This is a genomic window from Campylobacter sp. 7477a, from assembly GCF_014892335.1.
GTDB classification, from domain to species: domain Bacteria; phylum Campylobacterota; class Campylobacteria; order Campylobacterales; family Campylobacteraceae; genus Campylobacter_A; species Campylobacter_A californiensis.
Genome location: NZ_JADBJH010000004.1, coordinates 80125 through 101295, shown reverse-complemented (window position 1 = coordinate 101295; position 21171 = coordinate 80125). Strand labels below are relative to the sequence as shown.

The following is a 21171-nucleotide window of genomic DNA, read 5'->3' as shown; positions in this document are numbered from 1 at the left end:
GAATAAAGCTTAAATTTTTGTATTTTTATAACTAATCCATCTTTGTAAATTTTATTTAATATTACTTTCTTATCGGTCAGTTTTTGTCCGCACACTCGGTTATACTTTCACTAAAGATTTGCAAATCACAACAAAATCAACCTAAGGAGTATAAGATGGCTTCAAGTAGTATAGACAGTAGAGTTTTTGGGGTGCTTTTTGCAAGCGAAGAGATGAAAAAAATTTTTAGCGATGAAAATCGTGTGCAAAAATGGCTTGATACAGAGGCTGCGCTTGCTCGTGCACAAGCAAAGCTTGGTATCATTACCGAGCATCAAGCAAAGCAGATAACAAAATTCGCAAAAGCCCAGTTGCTTGACATCGACGCGATAGGTGAAAATTATAAAAGTTCTATCACGATCGTGCCACTTTTGAAAGAATTTAAAAAGGTTTTTGACGATGATAGCGGTGAATTTGCGCATTGGGGTGCGACTAGTCAAGACATAATGGATAACGGTATGGTGCTTCAAATTCGCGAAGCTCACACGCTTTTAACAAAACTTTTAACAAAAACTTATAATGAGTGTTTAAAGATCGCTCAAAAATACAAAAATACCGTTATGGCTGGCCGTACTCACGTTATACACGCACTTCCTATAACATTTGGCTTTAAAGTTGCCATGTGGGCACAAGAGATAAAAAGAAGCTTAGAGCGTCTTGAAGAGATAAAGCCGCGCCTTTTTGTCGGTCAGCTAAGCGGTGCGGTAGGAACTATGGCTTCTCAAGAGGGAAAAGGTTTTGCGATGCAAGAACTAATGTTTGCTGATCTTGGATTAAATGTTCCTGTGATCTCATGGCATCCAAGTCGTGATCATATAGCTGAATTTGTTAGCCTTGAGGCGATCATCGCAGGCACTATCGGACGTATCGCTAGAGAAATTTTAAGCCTGCAGCGCACTGAAATTTGCGAGGTTGAAGAGCCGTTTTTTATGGGTAAAGTAGGAAGCTCTACGATGCCGCATAAGCGCAATCCTCAAGTTTGTGAAAGTGTTATCGCTCTAACTCGCATAGTGCGTGCTCAAGCTCCTTTGGCTGTAGAGGTTATGGGGTGTGAAAATGAGCGTGATTGGGGTTGCGAGGCTGTTGAGTGGGATATCGTGCCGCACGCTTCTGTTTGCCTAGCTGCTGCACTTGAAAAACAAAACGATATTTTAGAAAATCTCATCGTCTATCCTGAAAATATGAAACGAAATTTGGACGCTTTAAAAGGTGCGATGTTAAGTGAAGCCGTCATGCTTCATCTTGGGGAAAAGCTAGGGCGCCTAAGTGCTCACGAGATCGTATATGAAGTTTGTATGAAAGCTTTTACTGACGGAAAACCTGTAATAGATGATCTTTTAGAGCGTGATGAGGTGGCAAAATACTTTACAAGAGCCGATCTTGAAAAGATAATGAATCCGGAGCTTTATGTGGGTGAGAGTGCGGCTTTTGTAGATCGTGTGCTAGCTGATAGTAAAAAGTAATAATCGCTCCCTTTTAGAGGCTCTTTGCGAAGTTGTAAAATTTTTGGCTTGATGAATAAATATTTTATTTACACTAAAATTTTACTACACACTAGCAAAGGGCGTCTAAAAATAGTTTGCGGTTTATTTTCACGGTATCTAACTATAAAATACCTTGAAATTTAAAAGGATATAAGATGAACAAATTAACAAAATCTCTCATTGTTATTGCAGTGGGTGTTATAATATGGTTTTGCCCTCATCCTGTCGAAGTAGCGCCAAATGCATGGCATCTTTTTGCTATCGTTGTTGCTACTATCTTAGGACTTATTTTGCAGCCTTTGCCTATCGGAGCTGTAGCATTTATCGGCGTTACGATAGCTATCTTAACAAAAACTCTAAGTGTAAAAGACGCGCTTGCTGGTTTTGGAAATGCAACCATTTGGCTTATATTTTGTGCCTTTATTTTGGCAAGAGGATTTATAAAGACAGGACTTGGCAGACGCATAGCTTATAAGATCATCTCCCTTGTTGGTGATAGCACTCTTAAAATCGGCTACGGCATAGTATTAAGCGACCTTGTCATATCTCCTGCGATGCCAAGTAGTGGAGCAAGAGCGGGCGGTATATTATTTCCTATCGTAAAAGGTTTAAGCAGTGCTTTAGGTTCAGAGCCTGACGGAAGTAGAAAGCGTGCGGGAGCATTTTTTATGCAGACGCTTTGGCAAGGCAATACTATAACAAATGCGATGTTTTTAACTTCAATGGCGGCAAACCCGTTAATAGCAAAATTTGCGGCAGATACATTTCATGTGGAGATTTCTTGGACGCTTTGGGCTTTAGCGTCTTTGCTCCCAGGTCTTGTCTCTATAGCTTTGATACCTTACTTGCTTTATAAAATTTATCCGCCGGAGGTTAAACAATACCCAGAAGGTAAAGCCATAGCAAAGGCAGAGCTTGAAAAAATGGGTGACATGAGCTATGGTGAAAAGGTTGTAGTAGGAGTGTTTGTAGGTGCGTTAGTACTTTGGGCTACCGGTAGCTTAACAGGACTAAACGCTACTACGGTTGCACTACTTGCTGTTTGTGTGCTTGTCGTTTTTGAGGTGCTTAGTTGGGATGATGTGTTGGCTGAAAAGGGCGGTTGGGATACGCTTGTATGGATGGGCTCTCTTATCACGCTAGCGGGTGGGCTTAGCAAGCTTGGTTTTGTAAAATGGTTTGCAGCTTACGCAGCGGGCGCTGTAGGCGGTATATCTTGGGTTGTTGCACTTGGAATTTTGCTACTTATTTATGTGTATACGCATTACTTTTTTGCAAGCCTTACAGCACATATCACTGCGATGTATGCGACATTTGGTGCGGTTGCGATAGCTGCAAATGCACCTGCTATGCTAGTGGCGCTTTTGCTGGCATTTGCTTCAAATTTGATGATGCCTATCACGCATTACGGCGGTGCACCTGCTCCTATCATCTTTGGTGCGGGATATGTCACGCAAAATGAGTGGTGGAGACTCGGCTTTATCACTACGGCTGTAAATTTATTTATCTGGGCATGCGTTGGCTCTCTTTGGTGGAAAGTGCTTGGACTTTGGTAATTTTGCGAATGTTCTAAATTTAAAATTTGACACTATGGTGAAACTACTTATCTTGTGTCAAATTTTATAAATTTTTAATAACTAAATTTGCTAGAATTTGTAAGTTTAAAGGGTGAAAAATGCAAAATAAAAAGAGCTTTGAACTTTTAAATTTATTAAAAGAACTGGTTAAAACCAGCGAGATAAATGTTAAAAATTACGCCTTAAAAACAGCTCTTAGCGAAAGAACGATAAGGCGATATTTAAGTGATATAAGGGAGTATTTTGGCGAAGACTCCATCATGATAACTTCCCGTGGAAACTACATCGCCGTAGATAAAGACCTGCTTAGCACGGTCTTGCTTCCAAGCCAAAAAGAGAGCGATGAGTTTGAAAAATTAATCGATCTTCTTCATATAATAAACCCCGGCTTTACAAAGGTCTTGCCAAGTGCGTATAAGCGTATCGATGATAAGCTTGGTAAAGAGCTTGCCGACGCATTTTTGATAAAAGGAAGTCCACATGAAAAACCAATAAACATAGAGATATTAAGCCAATTAAAAAAGGCTATAAAATTTAGAAAGTATTGTGATATTTACAGTGAGGGCAGGTGGTTAAAAGAGGTTAAGGTGTTAAAGATAATTTACTGCAAAGGCAACTGGCAGCTAGCTGTTATAAACCCCCAAGACCCTCAAAATAACGGTTTTAGCGTGATAAGACTTTGCTTTATAGATAAAGTCAATATCCACTCTCATACCTTTAATATAAGCACCTATACCGAAAACTTCATCAGAAATTTAGAGAGCTTTTGGGATGGGTATAAATGTGAACCGTATCTTTGTGAGGTGGCGGTAAGTGATGAAATTTTAAAATTTTTTAAGGTCAAGAAATTTTTTAAAACTCAAAATATCGCAGAGAGTTTGCAAAACGGCTGGACTAAGATCACCTTTGAAATAACAAGCGATGATATGATCTTAATGCTTGCTCGTAGGTGGTTTCCTGACTTTATCATTATCTCGCCAATTAGTGCAAGAGATAAATTTAGCGAGTTGGCAAAAAGATATCTCTTAAATTTAAATGTCAAATTTTAAATGACTTGGAATATCTTTTGCTTTTTATCCAAAAAAGGATAAAAATGAAAATTCCAACCAACGATGATATAAAAAACATCATGCTTCAAAACCTTTCAAAAAATGCAAATGCTTTAAATTTAAGCGATATGAAAAGTAACGAATACGGCTCTTTTTTGGAAAATTTAGCACAGAACGAAAAGGGAAATTCAACCGTTTATAAAGAGCTTGAAAAAGAGGTCGCCAAAGACGCTAAAATGTTTAAGCAATTTGACTTTATGCGACTTATGAATAGGCTGCAATTTGGTAATTTAAACGATAAAGAGAGGGCTGAAATTTTTGCCAAGATGACAAAGATCGCAAGTGAAATTTAAGAGCTTTTTTGCACAACTTTCACATTAATTTTATGCTTTTTAGGATAAAATCGCTCAAAATTTTAAAAGGTTAAATTTAATGAATAGTTATGATATTATCGTTGTGGGTGGCGGACATGCTGGCATCGAGGCATGTTTGGCGGCTGCCAAAACGGGCCATAAGACACTTTTGATAACAATCCTTGCAGAGCAAATCGGAGCCGCAAGCTGTAACCCTGCTATCGGAGGTCTCGCCAAAGGACACTTAGTAAAAGAGATCGATGCACTCGGCGGTCAGATGGGTTTAACTACCGATGCGGTGGGGATTCAATTTCGTATGCTAAATGAGAGCAAAGGTCCGGCGGTGCGTGGCTCAAGAGCTCAGATAGATATGGACAGATATCGTGTTTATATGCGAAACGTGCTTTTAAATACGCCAAATCTTGACATCACACAAGAGATGGCTACAGAAATTTTAACCAAAGATAATGAAATTTGCGGTGTTAAAACCAACCTTGGCAACACTTATAACTGCAAGAAATTAATCATCACCACTGGCACGTTTTTAAATGGACTAATTCATGTGGGGTTTAACAAGATAGAAGCCGGGCGTGTGGGCGAATTAAGTTCTAAAAATTTAAGTACAAGCCTTAAAAGCTTAGGACTAGCGATGGGGCGTTTAAAGACCGGGACTTGTCCTAGGATAGATGCAAAAAGTATTGATTTTAGCGTTCTTGAAAAGCAAGACGGAGACGGTGCCCCGATAGCTTTTAGCTTTAGAACTAAAAATTTTAATCCCAATCAACTTCCTTGTTATATCGCTTATACTAATGAAACCACTCATGAGATTATCCGCTCAAATTTTGATAAAGCGCCACTGTTTACGGGGCAGATAGAAGGTGTTGGACCTCGTTACTGCCCTAGTATCGAAGATAAGATCAACCGCTTTGCCGATCGCGATCGTCATCATTTGTTTGTCGAGCCACAAACCGCAGACGCCACGGAGTATTATATAAACGGCTTTTCTACAAGTTTACCTTATGATGTGCAAGTGGCGATGCTTCACTCTGTCAAAGGTTTTGAAAATGCTAGGATAGTGCGCCATGGGTATGCGATCGAGTATGATTATGTCGAGCCTACCGAGTTAAGGCATAGTTTGGAGACTAAAAAGATAAAAGGACTTTATCTTGCAGGACAGATAAACGGCACGACAGGCTATGAAGAGGCCGGAGCGCAAGGGCTGATGGCTGGTATAAATGCCTCTTTAAGTCTTAAAGGCAAAGAACCGCTTGTCTTGCGCCGTGACGAGGCATATATAGGCGTGATGATAGACGACCTTGTAACAAAGGGAACTAAAGAGCCTTATCGTATGTTTACCTCAAGAGCAGAGTATAGGCTTTTGTTACGCGAAGATAACGCTATACTAAGGCTTGGCGCATATGGTCATGAGCTTGGGTTGCTTGATGATGAAACATTTAACCGCATCGAAAATATCAAACAAAATTTAAAAGACGGCGTGGAACTACTAAATACCAAAGAGATAACTCCTTCAAAAGAGAATTTGGCATTTTTGGCATCTATGAGCGAGGAGATAATCAGCGAAAAAGCAACTTTGCAAAAGATAGTAGCTAGAAAGAGCTTTACTCGTGAGAAGTTGACACTGCTTGATGAGTTCTTTAAAGAGCTTGACGAGATAAGCTTGGAACAAATTTTAGTTCAAAGTAAATATCAACACTATATCGGCGAACAACAAAACCAAATCGAACGCATGAAAGAGATGCTTGGCGTTAAAATCCCTGAAAATTTTAGCTTTAAAGGCATTAGCGGACTTAGTAACGAAGTAGTAGAAAAGCTTGAGAAATTTGCGCCCGCTACGCTTTTTGCGGCAAGTGAAATTTCAGGCATAACTCCCGCTGCTGTTGATATCTTGCATATCTACATAAAGATGTTTAACAAAAAAGACAAGTAGGATTTCCCGCTTGTCTTGCCTCTTAAATTTATTTTTTATTTAAATTTTATATTAATTATATTTTATAAACTTATAGCATAAAATTTATAAAAAATTGTATCTTATGCTGTTAAAAAATTTATTTTTATAAAATTTTTTCAGAAAATTTAATCTTTTAAAACATCACTTCTTCTATAATTTTAGCCTATTTTACGGTATTTTAAAATATGCTATTTTTGCATATTTTAAAATAAGCTTAAATATTAAAATTAATTTAATATTTTTTAGTCGTATAATAGCCGTGCATAAAATTTAAAAGGAGAGTCGATGGAAACGATCGTAAAGACGACCTGTCCGTATTGCGGTACCGGTTGCGGTATTGACCTTGTCGTTAAAAACGGCAGGATAGTTGGTGCAAAACCTACTCAAGATCACCATGTCAATGACGGCGAGCTTTGTTTAAAAGGTATGTTTGGTTGGGAATTTGTAAATTCTCCAAAACGTATAACACGCCCTTTGATGCGTAAACGAAACGGTGTTTTTGACAAGCATGGGGATTTAGAAGAGGTAAGCTTTGATGAGGCTTATGATTTTATCGCGGATAAATTTAAAACAACCGTGGCAAAATACGGAAGCGACTCTATCATGGGATTTAGCTCGGCTAGATCAAACAATGAAGACAACTATGTATTTCAAAAATTTTTTCGTGCACAAGGCAGCAACAACGTAGATCACTGCGCTCGTCTTTGACACGCTCCTACCGTGGCAGGTCTTGCCAATACACTAGGTAACGGAACGATGACAAACGACCTTGTGGAGTTTGCTACATATACTGATGTATTTTTGTTAATCGGCACAAACACTAGCGAGTGTCACCCTATAATCGCCATGCAGATACAACGAGGACTTGAGCGTGGTGCAAAGATGATCGTTATCGATCCAAAGCGCACCGATATGGCTAAAAAAGCAGACATTTATCTGCAAATTCCTATAGGCTCAAACATAAAAACGCTAAACACAATGATGAATGTCATCTTGAGTGAAAATTTACAAGATGACGAATTTATCGCAAATTATACTCACGGTTTTGAGTATTTAAAAGAGGTGGTTAAAGACTTTACGCCTGAAAAATTTGAACAAGAAACAGGGATTAAAGCAAGTCTTATCATAGAGGCCGCTAGAATGTATGCCAAAGCAGGGACGGCTGCGATTTGCTATACTATGGGCATTACGCAGTTTACCGATGGAACTTCTAATGTCTTTAGTCTTTCAAATTTGGCTTTAATGACCGGAAATTTAGGCAAAAAAAGGTGCGGGTGTAAATCCTCTTCGCGGACAAAATAACGTCCAAGGCGCATGTGATATGGGTGCACTTCCTAACGTCATACCTGCAGGCGCTGTAAATAGTCCTTACGCACAAGAGCAAGCACGCAAGGTGTGGCACTTTGAGCTTATGTGAGGCGGCAAATATTAAAATCACTAGGCAAAATGAACATGGATTAAGCCTAAAATTACCAAATGCAACTAAAGCAAAAAGATTTACGGGAGGTATTTATGCAGAACATTTTAGAGGGATTGAAAGCATTGCAAGAGAGATTGCAGACATCGAAATTAGACAGCGAGAGTTTAAACGTAGCCATAATTCAAGAAATACAGAACTCATTGCAAAGCTTGAGTGAGAGCTTGATGTACAAAAACTCACAAAAGCTAAATTTAATGTTTCAAGATATTCAAAACCTGGTCAAAGAGGGTCTGGAAAAAATGGACCAAGCGAGGTTAGAGGATACGAAAGAGACAGAGCAGGCATTAAGGAAGACGATACGGCAAGTGGAAGTGAAATTAACGAATTTAATAAACGGGATGAACAACCGTATAGACAGGTCTCTGACAAGAAGTATGGTATCAATCTTGATAGCTCTATTGGTAGGGGCGATTGCGGGAGCTTTTTTGACATATATAATGTTCAAATGGATACAAATTTTTTAAAGGACACGGATGCAGACGACGAGCGACTTAATCAGTTTGCTAGAGAGCAAATTAGACGAATTGGCAAACTACAACGAGCAAATAACACAGCGCTACAAGGAGATATCGGCGCAATATGGCAAACTAGAGAGCGAATATCAAACACTTCAAACTCAATACATAGAACTCTTGGACATTGTGAGTCGGCAACGACAAATTTTAGAAGATACGCTCAAGGGCGAATACGACAATTTAAACAAGAATTTAGAGAATTTGCAGATGGAAAATTCCAATTTTTTCAACAATCAAGTAAGCGAGATATTAAAAGCTGTATCGCTAAGATTGGAGATTTCATAAGTGTTAATAGAAAGAAGCTTGAAAAAGTTTTAAAAATAGACAAGAAACTAGAAATGGGCATGTTGTAAATTTGTTCTATCCAAGTAGATTAATCTACTTGGAATTTTATTAGATTATCTATGAAAAACTATCGAACGAACTATAAAACTAGGCAATCATTGTCCTTATTTTTTGGATAAATTTTCTTTTTAAATCATTCAAGAGGAAATTTAAATGTTAACGAAAGGTCAAGTAATGACGATAAAGAAGCTACTAAATAAAAATGTAAGTAAAAGGGCTATCGCCAAGAGGCTTTGTATATCAAGAGATACCGTTAAAAGATATGCTGATTTAAATTTTAAAGAGTGTCTAAAATTTAAAACCAGAAACTATCCTTGCGAGCGTATCGCTCCATATATGAACACAATAGAAAACATGCTTAAAGTATCCAATGAACAAAATAGTGCGATTCCGGTATCGGCTATATACGATGAGATTAAAAATATGGGGTATAAAGGCACATTAAGATGGCTTCAAAAATTTATAAAAACCAGAAAAATAAAAGAGCTTGGATTTAATCAAGCCATGATCGTTCGTTTTGAAACGAACCCCGGTGTCCAAATGCAAATCGACTGGATAGAGTTTAAAAAAGACGGACTATCTGCATTCGTGGCGACATTAGGCTACTCAAGAACCTCATACGTGGAATATGTAGATAATGAAAGCATACAGACTCTCATAAGATGTCATATGAATGCTTTTAACTATTTTGGCGGTATCTGCAGGGAATGTTTATACGATAATATGAAAACAATCATACTTAAAAGGCATTTTTACGGATATGCTAAACATAAATATAATCCTCTATTTGAAGATTTTGCCAAACATTGCGGCTTTAAAATATCGGTATGCAGACCATATAGGCCCGAAACTAAAGGCAAGGTCGAGCGTTTTAATAGATATTTACGATATAGCTTCCATAATCCTATGATAGTAAAATTTAAGATAAAAAACTATCACTTAACTATAGATATAGCCAATGTCGAAGTTTTAAAATGGCTAGATGAAAAAGCTAATAAAAGAATACACAGTACCACTAAAAAACAACCTTTTGAGTTGCTTGAAGAAGAGAGAAAATTTTTATTACCTATACAAAAAAATTATCAAGGTATTCATCCTGATATAGTCGTAAAAAGTTACAATGAAAACCGAACAATCCCTAGCAATAGTTTAGATTTCTTAAATGATATTTACAAGATACCACAAAGAGATATGAGGTGCTATGATGAATTTATACTGCAAATACATGAAACAACAACCAAGGGGAACTAATGCAAATAGAAAATTCTATTGGGAAGCTCTGCAGAGAGCTAAAGTTATCTAGCATAGAGGAAAATTTTCACGATATATCCAATACGGCCACTAAAGAAAATTGGAGATACTTGCAGTTTTTGGAAGAATTGCTTAAAAGAGAAGCTAGTGTCAGGATAAATCGCTCAAAAGTGGTTTTAACTAAGATGGCCGGATTTCCTTCAATTAAAACACTAGAGCAGTTTGACTTTACCTATAGCGTAGGTGTTAATAGAAAACAGATAGAAGAGCTAGCGACTCTATCTTTTATATCGCATCATGAAAACATAGTGTTTTTGGGAGAAAGCGGGGTCGGTAAAACGCATTTGGCGATAGCCATAGCCTATAGGGCTGTCCAAAATAGATATAAAGTAAAATTTATGACGCTTGAAGAGATACTCCATCAAGCCAATAAAGCCAAAAGAGATAGAAAATACAATAATTTTCTCAAACTTATGTCTATTCCGTCTATATTAATAATAGATGAGATCGGATACTTTAGCATGAGTAAAGAAGAAACAAATCACCTTTTTCAGATTATTTCTAAAAGATACGAGAAAGGGTCGATTATTTTTACTTCAAATTTGGTTTTTAGTCAATGGGAAACTTTGGCTGTCAATAGCAATAAAGTAATGTCTGCTATACTGGATAGAATTATTCATCATTCTCATATAGTAAATATTCTTGGAAATAGCTACCGAGCCAAAGAAAAGAGGGAGGAGGGATTATTAATTTCAGAAAATTATAAAGATGTCTCAAAAAATTAGATATAATGTCTGGTGAGTAACTTTAGGTTTGGACGATTTATGATTGCCTAGTTTTATAGTTCGTTTAACTAGTCCAAAAGGCTCTATATCATCTAAATAATCGCAATACCATTGAAGTAAAATTTTAAGTTGCTCGTCCGTAGCCTTCGCTCGCTCGTATCTAGCTTTTATTTGATTACGTTCTTTGTGGGCCAGCACGGCTTCAATAGTATCGTCGGTTATTCCTAGGTTTATTAGCGTAGCCATATTGGTAGTGCATATTGTACGAAAAGTTGCTCTAAATCCGTGGCTCGTCGTAATGCCTTTGTATTTATTCTCGCCTCCTAAATTCCTAATGGCTTTAGAGATACTATCTCTGTGTAGATGATTTTGCTTGTTTACGGCAGGGAATACATACGGGTTATTCCCAAATTTATTCCGTTCTTGTATCTTTAGTATGTGTAGAGCCTGTTTTGATAGGGCTACGGTATGAGCTACCCCCATCTTCATCTGACTAGCGGGTATGATCCAAATTTCATTTTGTATATCAATGTCTTCCCATTTTGCGGCTGCGGTATTAGCAGGGCGGTTGGCGGTAAAAATTTGCATATAGACGGCATTTTTAGTTTGAAAGTCCATTTTGTTGTCGTTTTTTAGATCGCTTAAAAACTCTTTTAACGTAGCGGTATCCGTAATTGCAGGCATATTTGTATTTAAATCATGTTTTTGGGCAAATTTTTGAGTAGATAAAAACTCACTGGATAGTCCAAAGCTTGGGTCTTTATGTATATAGTCGTCTTTTATGGCTATTGCAAATACGCTATGCATGTGAGTTATTATCTCATGTATCGTTCTTAGCCTTGATTTTGCAGGATTATTGGGGTTAAATATAGGCATTAAAATATCTCTTAACTGAGTGTATTTTATATCTTTGACATCGCATTCGCCTATCTTTGGAATTATATAGTGGGCAAAATGCCCCTTTATCTTATCTATGTAGCTTTGTTTTAGACCTTTTGCTATTTTCCCATCTATATAGGTATTAAACATATTTATAAATTTATATTTTTCAGACTTTCCTTTGATCTCTTTTATATCTTTTCCCGTTTCTAGCTCTTTAAGAACTTTAATCGCATCTTTTCTAGCTTCGCTTACACTATATATTCCTTCGCGAAATTCACCTATGGTAAGCGTCTTGTCGTTTGAAGTCCTAATGAAAAATGTCTTTTTGCCGCTCGGGTTTAACCATAGATATAGTTCTTTTGGATTTCCTACGGCTATTTTCTTTTTAGATTTTGGAATTTCTAGTTTTCTAATGTCTTTATCTTGTAGATTTACCTTGGATATGTTTGCCATTTAATTCCCTTCATTTCGTTATTTGCTTTCAGTTTTTAAGCAAAAAGTCCCTGAATTAAAAAAAGTCCCCTAATTAGTCCCTGAATTATCTGGAAATGATTATAACACAAAAGGCTACAAACAGAACCAAATGGAAGCTAAAATCAGACAAAAGCCCTAAAAAACGGCATTTAATAGAACTAAAAGGAATTGATTGAAACTTAAAAGAAGCTTAAATGGTGGTTAGAGGCAGAATCGAACTGCCGACACGCAGATTTTCAGTCTGCTGCTCTACCGACTGAGCTATCCAACCACCGGTAGTAAAAAAGAAATCTAATTATAGCTTTTTAAATTTAAAATATGTTTAAACCATGCCAAATTTATATAATTTTTTAATCATTTGTAAAATTTGCTATAAATTCTTTAAATTTATCTCCTCGCTCGGCATAGCTTTTAAACTGATCAATACTCGCGCATGCGGGGCTTAAGAGCCCGACTTCGCCAATTTGCATATTTTTTGAAATTTCATTAACTGCATTTTGTAAAAATTCACATTTATGAACCGTGATATTAAATTTGTTTGCTAAGGAGACCATTTTGTTTGTATTTGAGCCTATGGCGTAAATTTCGGCATTTGCGTTACTTAACACTTCAAAAACAGGATTCATATCCACGCCTTTATCATCACCGCCAAGTATTATGTGGATCTTGTGATTTTCATATCGCTTTAAAGCTTGTATCGTAGCGTCAATATTTGTAGCTTTCGTATCGTTTACCCAAAGTCTACCGCTTTTATCATAAAGTTCTTCAAGCTTGTTGTTTTCTATAATAAATTTGTTTAGCAGTTCTACGTCGCAGCGATCTAGTAGAATTTTTTCTACACAAAGAGCTAAAAGGGCGTCTGTTAAAAACGGTGTTTTAAATTTTATATCATCTATATTGATGTTGCAAAATTTAGCTAAGTCAAATTCGTTTTCATAGCTTATAACATGCGCTTTTGTCGGTGTTTTGGCATAAATTTTAGGAGATATGATAACGCCGTTTTCACTCATCATGCCAAAAGGCTTTAGTTTGGATTTTTCATACTCATTAAAATTTCCATGCCAGCTTAAATGATCGGGAGTGACGGGCAAAAGCACGTAAATATCCGGCTTTGCTACGTTTGTGTAGTGTATGGTAAATGAGCTTGTTTCAAGTATCCAAATTTTTGCGTCAAGGCTTAAGTCGGCCAACGGAGTTCCAACGTTTCCACCCATTTGCGAGCCAAATTTCTCAAGCAAGTGTTGCATCATTTTTGTTGTAGTTGTCTTGCCGTTTGTGCCGCTTATCCAGATGTTAAAAGGCATTTTAGAAGCGAAAAAATCATATTCGCTTATTAAATTTCTGGCTTTTTTTATAAGCTCGTTGTTTGGTGCAATACCTGGAGAAGTTATCTCAAGTTCGCTAAAAGATGGATCAAAAGCACTTGCTGGTAGCAGCTTGTTGCCAAATTCATCCTCCATACAGCAGTTAAATTTATCGTCATAAATGTCCCAGTCACCGCTTTTTGCGATAGCTTTTATCGTTCCGCCGTAGCCAAATAAGCTCTTTTTCACTTTTATTCCTTAGTCGATAAATTTATCTTAGCTTGATTGCGATTAGCGCGATGATATTTGCTAAAAGCGCGATGATCCAAAACCTAACGATGATCTTGTTTTCTACCCAGCCTTTTATCTCAAAATGGTGATGGATCGGCGCCATGAGAAAAATTCGCTTTTTAAAAATTTTAAAACTTCCAACTTGCAAAATAACGCTTAGCGTTTCTATAAAAAATACAAAACATATAATGATGAGTAAAAATTCATTCTTGCTCATTACGCCCATCAGCCCTATAAATGCGCCTATACTTAGGCTTCCGCTATCTCCCATAAACACTTGTGCAGGGTAGCAGTTATACCATAAAAACGCAAGTAAAGAGCCGATCAAAGCGGTAGCGATGATGATAACTTCTCCTAAATTTGCGATCTTTGGTAAAAATAAATACGAACTAAAAAGCGCATGTCCGCTAAGGTACGCGAAGATGGCTAGGGTAAGAAGTGAAAATATACTAGGAACGGTTGCTAACCCATCAAGACCGTCGGTTAAATTTACCGCATTTGAAGTGGCTACGATGACTAATGACCAGAAAAATATGGCAAAAAAGCTCAAATTTAACATAGGAAATTTATAAAACGGCACAAAAAGTTCAGCGCCGATATCGCTTGCAAAGTATAGTATCGAAGCGACTACTAGCGCAAGTGTGCTAAGGCAGAGCATTTTTACGCGAGGCTTCATGCCTGCATGGTTTTGAGCGCCTAAAATTTTACCCAAGTCATCATCAAATCCTATCGCGCAAAAACCAACCAAAGTTATCAAGCTTACTATCACATAGATATTTTCTAATCTAGCGCAAAGCAGGCTTGCCACAACTGCCGTAAATATAAAAACAAGTCCGCCCATCGTCGGTGTTTTGCCTTTTTTTTGATGGTTTTGCGGAGCAAGCTCATAGATCGGCTGGTTTGCGTTTTTTACTCTAGCCCAACGGATAAATTTAGGCATAAGCCAAATGGTTAGCGTAAATGATATGAAAAACGACATCCCTGCGCGAACGGTAAGGTATTGGAAGAAATTTAAATTTATAAGCTCGTAGATATAATAGAACAAATTTTATGCCTTTAATTATAAAAAATAGTAATTTTAGTATAATGTCGTTAAAAAAATTATAAAATTTGGAGGCAGTGTGGCTCAAAAAACAGTACTTGTGATAACCGACGGCATAGGCTACAATCCAAGCGATAAATTTAATGCCTTTAGCAGTGCAAAAAAGCCGACTTTTGATTGGTTGTTTAAAAATAGCGCAAATACTTTAATAAAAACATCCGGGCATGCTGTTGGACTTCCGCAAGGGCAAATGGGAAACAGCGAAGTCGGACACATGACTATAGGAAGTGGAAGAATTTTATATCAAAATTTAGTCAAAATAGACCTTGCGATCAAAAACGGTGACTTTGCAAGAAATGAAAAGCTACAAAAATTATTTAAAAAATGCAAAAATATCCATGTAATCGGACTTTACAGCGACGGTGGAGTTCACTCTCATCTTGCTCATTTTGACTATTTTTGTGCTCTTGCTAAAGATAGCGGTTGTGAAGTTTTCGCGCATATCATTACCGACGGACGTGATGTTTTACCTATGAGCGGGAGTGAGTTTGTTAAAAATATCGAAGATAAATTTACCGTAGCGACTGTTTGTGGAAGATTTTACGCGATGGACAGAGATAAAAGATGGGATCGCGTTAAGCGAGCGTATGATGTGTATATGGGGGCTGGCGAGAAAATTTGCGAGGCAAAACCTAGCCGATATATCGCAAAATGTTATGAAGAAAATATCACGGACGAGTTTATCGAACCTGTTAAATTTAATGGCTTTAAGGGTATCGATAAAGATGATGGAGTAATATTTATAAATTTTAGAAATGATAGGGTTCGCGAGCTTGTAAGTGCTTTTGGCGAGGAGAATTTTGACGGCTTTGAGCGTGAAATTTTAGTTAAAAATTTAGTTACAATGACCCAGTATGATGCAAATTTTAACTTCCCGATCTTAATCCCTAAAGAAAATTTAAAAAATACATTAAGCGAAGTTATCGCCGATACAGGACTAAGACAGCTTCATACAGCAGAAACTGAAAAATACGCACACGTAACGTTTTTCTTTAACGGAGGAGTTGAGGAACTTGTAAAAAACGAAACCAGGATTTTAGTTCCTAGTCCAAAGGTAAAAACATACGATGAAAAGCCTCAAATGAGCGCTAACGAGGTTTGTGAAGCCGTGTTAAAAGGGATGGATGACGAGCAGGATTTTATCGTTGTAAATTTTGCAAACGGCGATATGGTCGGACATACAGGCGATATCAATGCGGCGATAAAAGCTGTTGAGGCAGTTGATGAGTGTTTGGGTAGGATAATCTCAAAAGCTAAAGAAAAAGACTATGCTTATATCCAAATCAGCGATCACGGCAACTGCGAAGCCATGAGAGATGAAAACGGCGACATGTTGACAAATCACACGACATTTGATGTATTTTGCTTTGTGCTGGCGCATGGGGTTGATGAGCTAAAAGAGGGCATGGGATTAAGCAATATCGCTCCTAGTGTGCTAAAACTAATGGGGTTAAAAATACCGCAAGAGATGGATGAGGCTATATTTTAGCTGTAGCTTTGGTGTTTGTTTTGTCTAAGTTATTTTAAATTTATGAAAAGCTGATAAACTCGGAATTTGATATAAGAATAAATCATAAAAAAGGATAAAAATGAAATTTTCAGGTAAAAATGTATTAATAACCGGCGCAAGCCGCGGTATAGGCGCTCAAATAGCTAAAGTGCTAGCCGGCATGGGTCTAAAAGTTTGGATAAATTATCGTTCAAAACCGGAAATAGCAGACGCGCTTAAAGATGAGATAATAGCTAGCGGAGGCGATGCTGCAGTTATTAAATTTGACGTTACTGACGAAGATGAATTTATAAAAGGTATAAATTTGATAGTTGATAGTGACGGCGAGCTAAGCTATCTTGTAAATAATGCAGGCATTACAAACGACAAACTTGCATTAAGAATGAAAACAGAGGATTTTACAAGCGTAATAGACGCAAATTTAACCTCATCTTTTATAGGCTCAAGAGAGGCCTTAAAAGTGATGAGCAAAAAACGCTTCGGTGCAGTAGTAAATATCGCTTCAATAGTTGGTGAAATGGGTAATGCAGGGCAGGTAAACTACTCTGCTAGTAAGGGCGGAATGATAGCCATGACAAAGAGTTTCGCAAAAGAGGGTGCGAGCCGTAATGTTCGCTTTAATGCCATAACTCCTGGATTTATCGAGACTGAAATGACAGCTGTTTTAAGCGATGAAGTAAAAGAAAATTACATACAGAATATACCTTTGAAGAAATTAGGAAGTGCGGAAGATGTTGCAAACGGCGTGGCGTTTTTACTAAGTGACTACGCAAGTTACACAACCGGAGAAGTCTTAAAAATAAACGGCGGACTTTACATGTAGGCTAATTTAAGCTTAAATATATTAAAATATCGGACATTTTTTATAAGGAGAATTAAAATGGCAGTTTTTGATCAAGTAAAAGAAGTAGTTGTAGAGCAACTTAGCGTAGATCCTGAGGCAGTAAAATTAGAGTCTAAAATTATCGAAGATCTAGGCGCAGATTCACTTGATGTTGTTGAGTTAGTTATGGCTCTTGAAGAGAAATTTGAAGTAGAAATTCCTGATACTGAGGCTGAGAAGCTTATTAGTATTTCTGACGTTGTAAATTACATAGAAAAACTTGGAAAGTAATTAACCTCGCCAAAAAAGTTTTTGTATAAGGAGATGTATTGAAACGAGTCGTAGTAACAGGTATTGGCATGATCAACTCGCTTGGTCTTGATAAAGAAAGTTCTTTTAAAGCTATTTGCGAAGGCAAAACCGGCGTAAAACGCATTACGTCGTTTGATGTGAGTGATTTTCCGGTTCAGATCGCTGCTGAAATAACCGACTTTGATCCTCTTACTGTTTTTGACGGCAAAGAGGTAAAAAAAGCCGACCGTTTCATACAGCTTGGTATAAAAGCTTCAAATGAAGCCATGGCAGACGCAAATTTGGGCGATTTTGATGCGTCAAAATTTGGTGTTAGCTCAGCTGCCGGCATAGGCGGTTTGCCAAATATAGAAAAAAACTCAGTTACTCTTGCCGAAAAAGGCGTTAAGAGAATTTCACCGTTTTTCATCCCATCAGCTCTTGTAAATATGCTTGGTGGCATGGTTTCTATTAACCACGGCTTACAGGGACCTAACCTGTCAAGCGTAACAGCTTGCGCTGCCGGAACACACGCTATATCTCAAGCTGCAAAGTGCATACTTGTAGGACAAACAAAGGGTATGCTTGTTGTTGGTGCCGAAGCGACTATTTGCGGTGTTGGAGTTGGTGGATTTGCGGCGATGAAAGCTCTATCTACAAGAAATGACGATCCGGCTAAAGCCTCACGTCCGTTTGACGCAGATCGCGACGGTTTTATTATGGGTGAGGGTGCCGGTGCACTTGTGCTTGAAGAGTATGAAAGTGCTAAGGCAAGGGGAGCCAGAATTTATGCTGAACTTGTAGGATTTGGTGAGAGTGGCGATGCTCATCATATCACATCACCTTCTCTTGAAGGTCCATTAAGTGCAATGAAACAAGCTCTTAGCATGGCTGGAGATGATATTAAGGTTGATTATATTAATGCACACGGCACGTCAACTCCGGTAAATGATAAAAACGAAACAGCTGCGCTAAAACAAGCTTTTGGGGCAAATGTTCCGCCTGTTAGCTCAACAAAGGGTCAGATAGGACACTGTTTAGGTGCTGCAGGAGCCATTGAAGCTGTAATTTCAATAATGGCAATGCGTGATGGCATAATGCCTCCGACTATTAACTACACAACACCTGATGCGGATTGTGATCTTGATTATGTTCCAAATGTTGCCAGAAAAGCCGACATTAATGTTGCGATGAGCAACTCGTTTGGCTTTGGTGGGACAAACGGTGTTGTAATATTTAAAAAGTTGTAATTATGTCAAACTATTTGGATTTTGAAAAAAGCATTAAGCAAATTGACGATGATATAGCAAGCGCTAGAATAAAGGGCGATGAGCACGCAGTCGAAATTCTAAATAAAAATTTGGAAAAAGAAATTTCAAAAGTTTATAAAAATTTAAACGAATATCAACGTTTGCAACTAGCTAGACATCCTGACCGCCCTTATTCTATTGATTATATTAGATTTATGCTTGTTGATGCTTATGAAATTCATGGTGATAGAGCTTATCGCGATGATCCTGCAATAGTTTGTTATATGGGATATATAGGTGGCAAAAAAGTAGTAGTTATCGGCGAACAAAAAGGACGCGGAACTAAAAATAAACTTAGACGTAATTTTGGTATGCCACATCCAGAGGGATACCGCAAGGCTCTAAGGGTAGCCAAAATGGCTGAAAAATTTAACCTTCCTATACTATTTCTCATAGACACACCGGGTGCATATCCTGGTGTAGGGGCTGAGGAGCGCGGTCAAAGTGAGGCTATCGCAAGAAATCTTTATGAGTTTGCAAATTTAAAAACCCCAACTATAGCAGTTGTTATAGGCGAGGGCGGAAGCGGCGGTGCTTTAGCTATCGGAGTAGCGGATAAACTTGCCATGATGAGAAATTCCGTCTTTTCTGTTATATCGCCGGAGGGTTGTGCTGCGATACTTTGGAATGATCCAAGTAAGCAAGAGCATGCCACAAAAGCGATGAGAATTACAGCCGATGATCTTAAAAATTTAAAACTCATAGATGACGTGATAGACGAGCCAATAAATGGTGCTCACAGAGATAAAGACACCGTTGCAAAAGCTCTTGCTGATTATTTTATTACACAAATTAGCGAGCTTGAAAAGCTAAGCGTTGATGAGTTAATACAAAGACGAATGGATAAAATTTTATCCGTTGGGGCATATGAAGAGTAAATTTATACATCTGTATAAATTTCTCTTATATCCCATAAAATAACATCCTTTTTCTTTCTTATATATATCTTATACATAAATTGCTATAATTATCCAATTTCTTAAAAGAGGATAAATGTTTAACGGATTGATTCGGGAGATAGCCGAAGTTATTAGCTATCAAGATAATAAACTTACCTTAAAGGCAAAACATGTCCCAAATTTGGGCGATAGTATAGCCGTTAATGGTGCTTGTCTTAGCGTTGTGGATATTTTTAGCGGTGGTTTTAGCGTAGAGCTTAGCGCTGAAACACGATCGCATATAGCTGTTGAAAATTTAAAAGGAGAGGTTCATATAGAGCCAGCCATGAGACTAAGCGACAGAGTGGATGGGCACTTGGTTCAAGGACATATCGACGCGATAGGCACGATAGATAAAATCACCAAACACGAAAATGGCGTTGATTTTTATATAAATTTACCAAATAGTATGATGCCTCTTATGGCAAACAAGGGCAGTATTTGTGTAGAAGGAGTAAGCTTGACGATAAATGAAACGCTAAAAAACGGCGTTCGTCTTACAGTGATTCCTATTACTTTTCAAGATAGTTTATTTGGTAAATTTAAAGTTGGCAGACGCGTAAATATCGAAAGCGATTTGCTAGCAAGATATATCGCTCATCAATTAAATTTCAAACCCAAACCAAGCTGGGATGAGATAGATCACATTGCTAGCTTGTATTAGTTTAAAACCGAGTAAATAAATTTGAAAGTATGTCAATGAAATTTGAAATAGATGACGATCGTTTTTTACTCGGTTTTACTTCCAAAAAATTCGGACTTAGCAAGGGTGCGTATGCTGGATTAAATTTAGCCTTACATGTTGGAGATGATAAAGAATGCGTGCTTAAAAATCGTGAAATTTTAGCCAATTTTCTTGGTGTCAAGCTGGGTGATTTGATCTTTATGGAGCAAATTCACTCAGACAAAGTTGAAATTTTAACCTCAAAAGATCAAAAGCTAATCCCCTGTGATGCAGTTATAACAACTCTAAAAAATACCGCACTTTGCGTAATGACGGCCGATTGTTCTCCTGTTTTGATCATAGACCCTGTTTGTGAAGTGATTTGCGTTATACATGCAGGGCGCGCCGGGGTGATGAAAAAAATTTGTACCAAAGCTATAAATTTAATGGAAAATAATTTTGGTTGCGAAGCTATAAATTTGGAAGTTTTTGTCGGAGCAAATATAAAAGGCAGCTGCTACGAGGTAAAAGGCATCGATCTTGGCGAGCTTGGTCGTTATAAATTTAATGATAAATTTGATATGAACATGGCGCTGCGTGACGAGATATCAAGCCTTGGTGTAACTAAGATCAAATTTGAGCCAAGCTGCACGCACTGTGACGAGATGTATTTTTCATATCGCAGAGAGGGCGTAACGGGACGTTTTGCCGGATTTGTTATGATGAGGGGATAAA

At 37.6% G+C, this 21171-nt stretch carries 19 protein-coding genes, 1 tRNA gene and 1 pseudogene; 17 read left to right on the top strand and 4 right to left on the bottom strand.

The annotated features are described in order from the left end of the window. The first annotated feature begins 155 nt into the window (after nt 1-155). From purB to istB, 10 genes and pseudogenes are all read left to right on the top strand, one after another. Nucleotides 156-1502 carry an adenylosuccinate lyase gene (gene purB / locus CCAL5182_RS02810; RefSeq protein ID WP_169971860.1) on the top strand — a complete coding sequence of 449 codons (1347 nt, stop codon included), beginning with the start codon at nt 156-158 and terminating at the stop codon, nt 1500-1502. 176 nt (nt 1503-1678) lie between these two features. Then, nucleotides 1679-3079 carry an anion permease gene (locus CCAL5182_RS02805; RefSeq protein WP_336610195.1) on the top strand — a complete coding sequence of 467 codons (1401 nt, stop codon included), beginning with the start codon at nt 1679-1681 and terminating at the stop codon, nt 3077-3079. 119 nt (nt 3080-3198) lie between these two features. Further along, complete coding sequence (locus CCAL5182_RS02800; RefSeq protein ID WP_336610194.1) at nt 3199-4149, top strand: WYL domain-containing protein; 951 nt, start codon at nt 3199-3201, stop codon at nt 4147-4149. Nucleotides 4150-4193: 44 nt separating this feature from the next. After that, on the top strand, nt 4194-4502 hold the full coding sequence (locus CCAL5182_RS02795; protein ID WP_169937516.1) for a hypothetical protein: 309 nt from the start codon (nt 4194-4196) through the stop codon (nt 4500-4502). A 79-nt stretch (nt 4503-4581) separates the two neighbouring features. After that, nucleotides 4582-6450 carry a tRNA uridine-5-carboxymethylaminomethyl(34) synthesis enzyme MnmG gene (mnmG, locus tag CCAL5182_RS02790; protein WP_169937515.1) on the top strand — a complete coding sequence of 623 codons (1869 nt, stop codon included), beginning with the start codon at nt 4582-4584 and terminating at the stop codon, nt 6448-6450. A gap of 306 nt (nt 6451-6756) precedes the next feature. Next, a pseudogene (locus CCAL5182_RS02785) lies at nt 6757-7882 on the top strand (molybdopterin-dependent oxidoreductase); the annotation flags it as partial. Between the two features lie 101 nt (nt 7883-7983). Then, nucleotides 7984-8415 (top strand): hypothetical protein, encoded by a 432-nt coding sequence (locus tag CCAL5182_RS02780; RefSeq protein ID WP_336610192.1) that lies wholly within the window; start codon nt 7984-7986, stop codon nt 8413-8415. A gap of 9 nt (nt 8416-8424) precedes the next feature. Beyond that, a complete protein-coding gene (locus tag CCAL5182_RS02775; protein ID WP_336610191.1) occupies nt 8425-8751 on the top strand; it encodes a hypothetical protein in 327 nt (108 codons plus the stop codon). Between the two features lie 213 nt (nt 8752-8964). Further along, a complete protein-coding gene (gene istA / locus CCAL5182_RS02770; protein WP_336610190.1) occupies nt 8965-10062 on the top strand; it encodes an IS21 family transposase in 1098 nt (365 codons plus the stop codon). After that, on the top strand, nt 10062-10847 hold the full coding sequence (gene istB, locus CCAL5182_RS02765; RefSeq protein ID WP_336610189.1) for an IS21-like element helper ATPase IstB: 786 nt from the start codon (nt 10062-10064) through the stop codon (nt 10845-10847). The genes istA and istB overlap by 1 nt, the downstream gene beginning before the upstream one ends. On the opposite strand, the gene CCAL5182_RS02760 is transcribed toward istB, so the two are convergent. From CCAL5182_RS02760 to mraY, 4 genes are all read right to left on the bottom strand, one after another. Continuing rightward, nucleotides 10836-12182, bottom strand: a complete 1347-nt coding sequence (locus CCAL5182_RS02760) for a tyrosine-type recombinase/integrase (RefSeq protein WP_336610188.1) — start codon at nt 12180-12182, stop codon at nt 10836-10838. The two genes, istB and CCAL5182_RS02760, sit on opposite strands and share 12 nt — an antisense overlap. Nucleotides 12183-12398: 216 nt before the next feature. Continuing rightward, nucleotides 12399-12474 (bottom strand) — tRNA-Phe (locus CCAL5182_RS02755). 79 nt (nt 12475-12553) lie between these two features. Beyond that, the gene (murD, locus tag CCAL5182_RS02750) at nt 12554-13756 is read right to left on the bottom strand and encodes a UDP-N-acetylmuramoyl-L-alanine--D-glutamate ligase (protein ID WP_336610187.1); all 1203 of its coding nucleotides are present in this window, start codon (nt 13754-13756) and stop codon (nt 12554-12556) included. Nucleotides 13757-13778: 22 nt separating this feature from the next. Next, complete coding sequence (gene mraY, locus CCAL5182_RS02745) at nt 13779-14843, bottom strand: phospho-N-acetylmuramoyl-pentapeptide-transferase (protein ID WP_336610186.1); 1065 nt, start codon at nt 14841-14843, stop codon at nt 13779-13781. A gap of 76 nt (nt 14844-14919) precedes the next feature. Here mraY and gpmI point away from each other — a divergent pair, with 76 nt between their 5' ends. The 7 genes from gpmI (at nt 14920) to pgeF (ending at nt 21170) form a co-directional block, all read left to right on the top strand. Beyond that, nucleotides 14920-16389, top strand: coding sequence for a 2,3-bisphosphoglycerate-independent phosphoglycerate mutase (gene gpmI / locus CCAL5182_RS02740; protein ID WP_336610185.1), 1470 nt, complete (start codon nt 14920-14922; stop codon nt 16387-16389). Nucleotides 16390-16489: 100 nt separating this feature from the next. After that, nucleotides 16490-17233 (top strand): 3-oxoacyl-ACP reductase FabG, encoded by a 744-nt coding sequence (gene fabG, locus CCAL5182_RS02735; RefSeq protein ID WP_169937070.1) that lies wholly within the window; start codon nt 16490-16492, stop codon nt 17231-17233. Between the two features lie 57 nt (nt 17234-17290). Beyond that, complete coding sequence (acpP, locus tag CCAL5182_RS02730; RefSeq protein WP_169937071.1) at nt 17291-17524, top strand: acyl carrier protein; 234 nt, start codon at nt 17291-17293, stop codon at nt 17522-17524. A gap of 38 nt (nt 17525-17562) precedes the next feature. After that, nucleotides 17563-18774 carry a beta-ketoacyl-ACP synthase II gene (locus CCAL5182_RS02725; RefSeq protein ID WP_336610184.1) on the top strand — a complete coding sequence of 404 codons (1212 nt, stop codon included), beginning with the start codon at nt 17563-17565 and terminating at the stop codon, nt 18772-18774. Between the two features lie 2 nt (nt 18775-18776). Continuing rightward, the gene (accA, locus tag CCAL5182_RS02720; protein WP_336610183.1) at nt 18777-19712 is read left to right on the top strand and encodes an acetyl-CoA carboxylase carboxyl transferase subunit alpha; all 936 of its coding nucleotides are present in this window, start codon (nt 18777-18779) and stop codon (nt 19710-19712) included. A gap of 115 nt (nt 19713-19827) precedes the next feature. Then, a complete protein-coding gene (locus tag CCAL5182_RS02715) occupies nt 19828-20436 on the top strand; it encodes a riboflavin synthase (protein WP_169971846.1) in 609 nt (202 codons plus the stop codon). A gap of 29 nt (nt 20437-20465) precedes the next feature. Further along, on the top strand, nt 20466-21170 hold the full coding sequence (gene pgeF, locus CCAL5182_RS02710) for a peptidoglycan editing factor PgeF (protein ID WP_442862136.1): 705 nt from the start codon (nt 20466-20468) through the stop codon (nt 21168-21170). Nucleotide 21171: the final 1 nt, after the last annotated feature.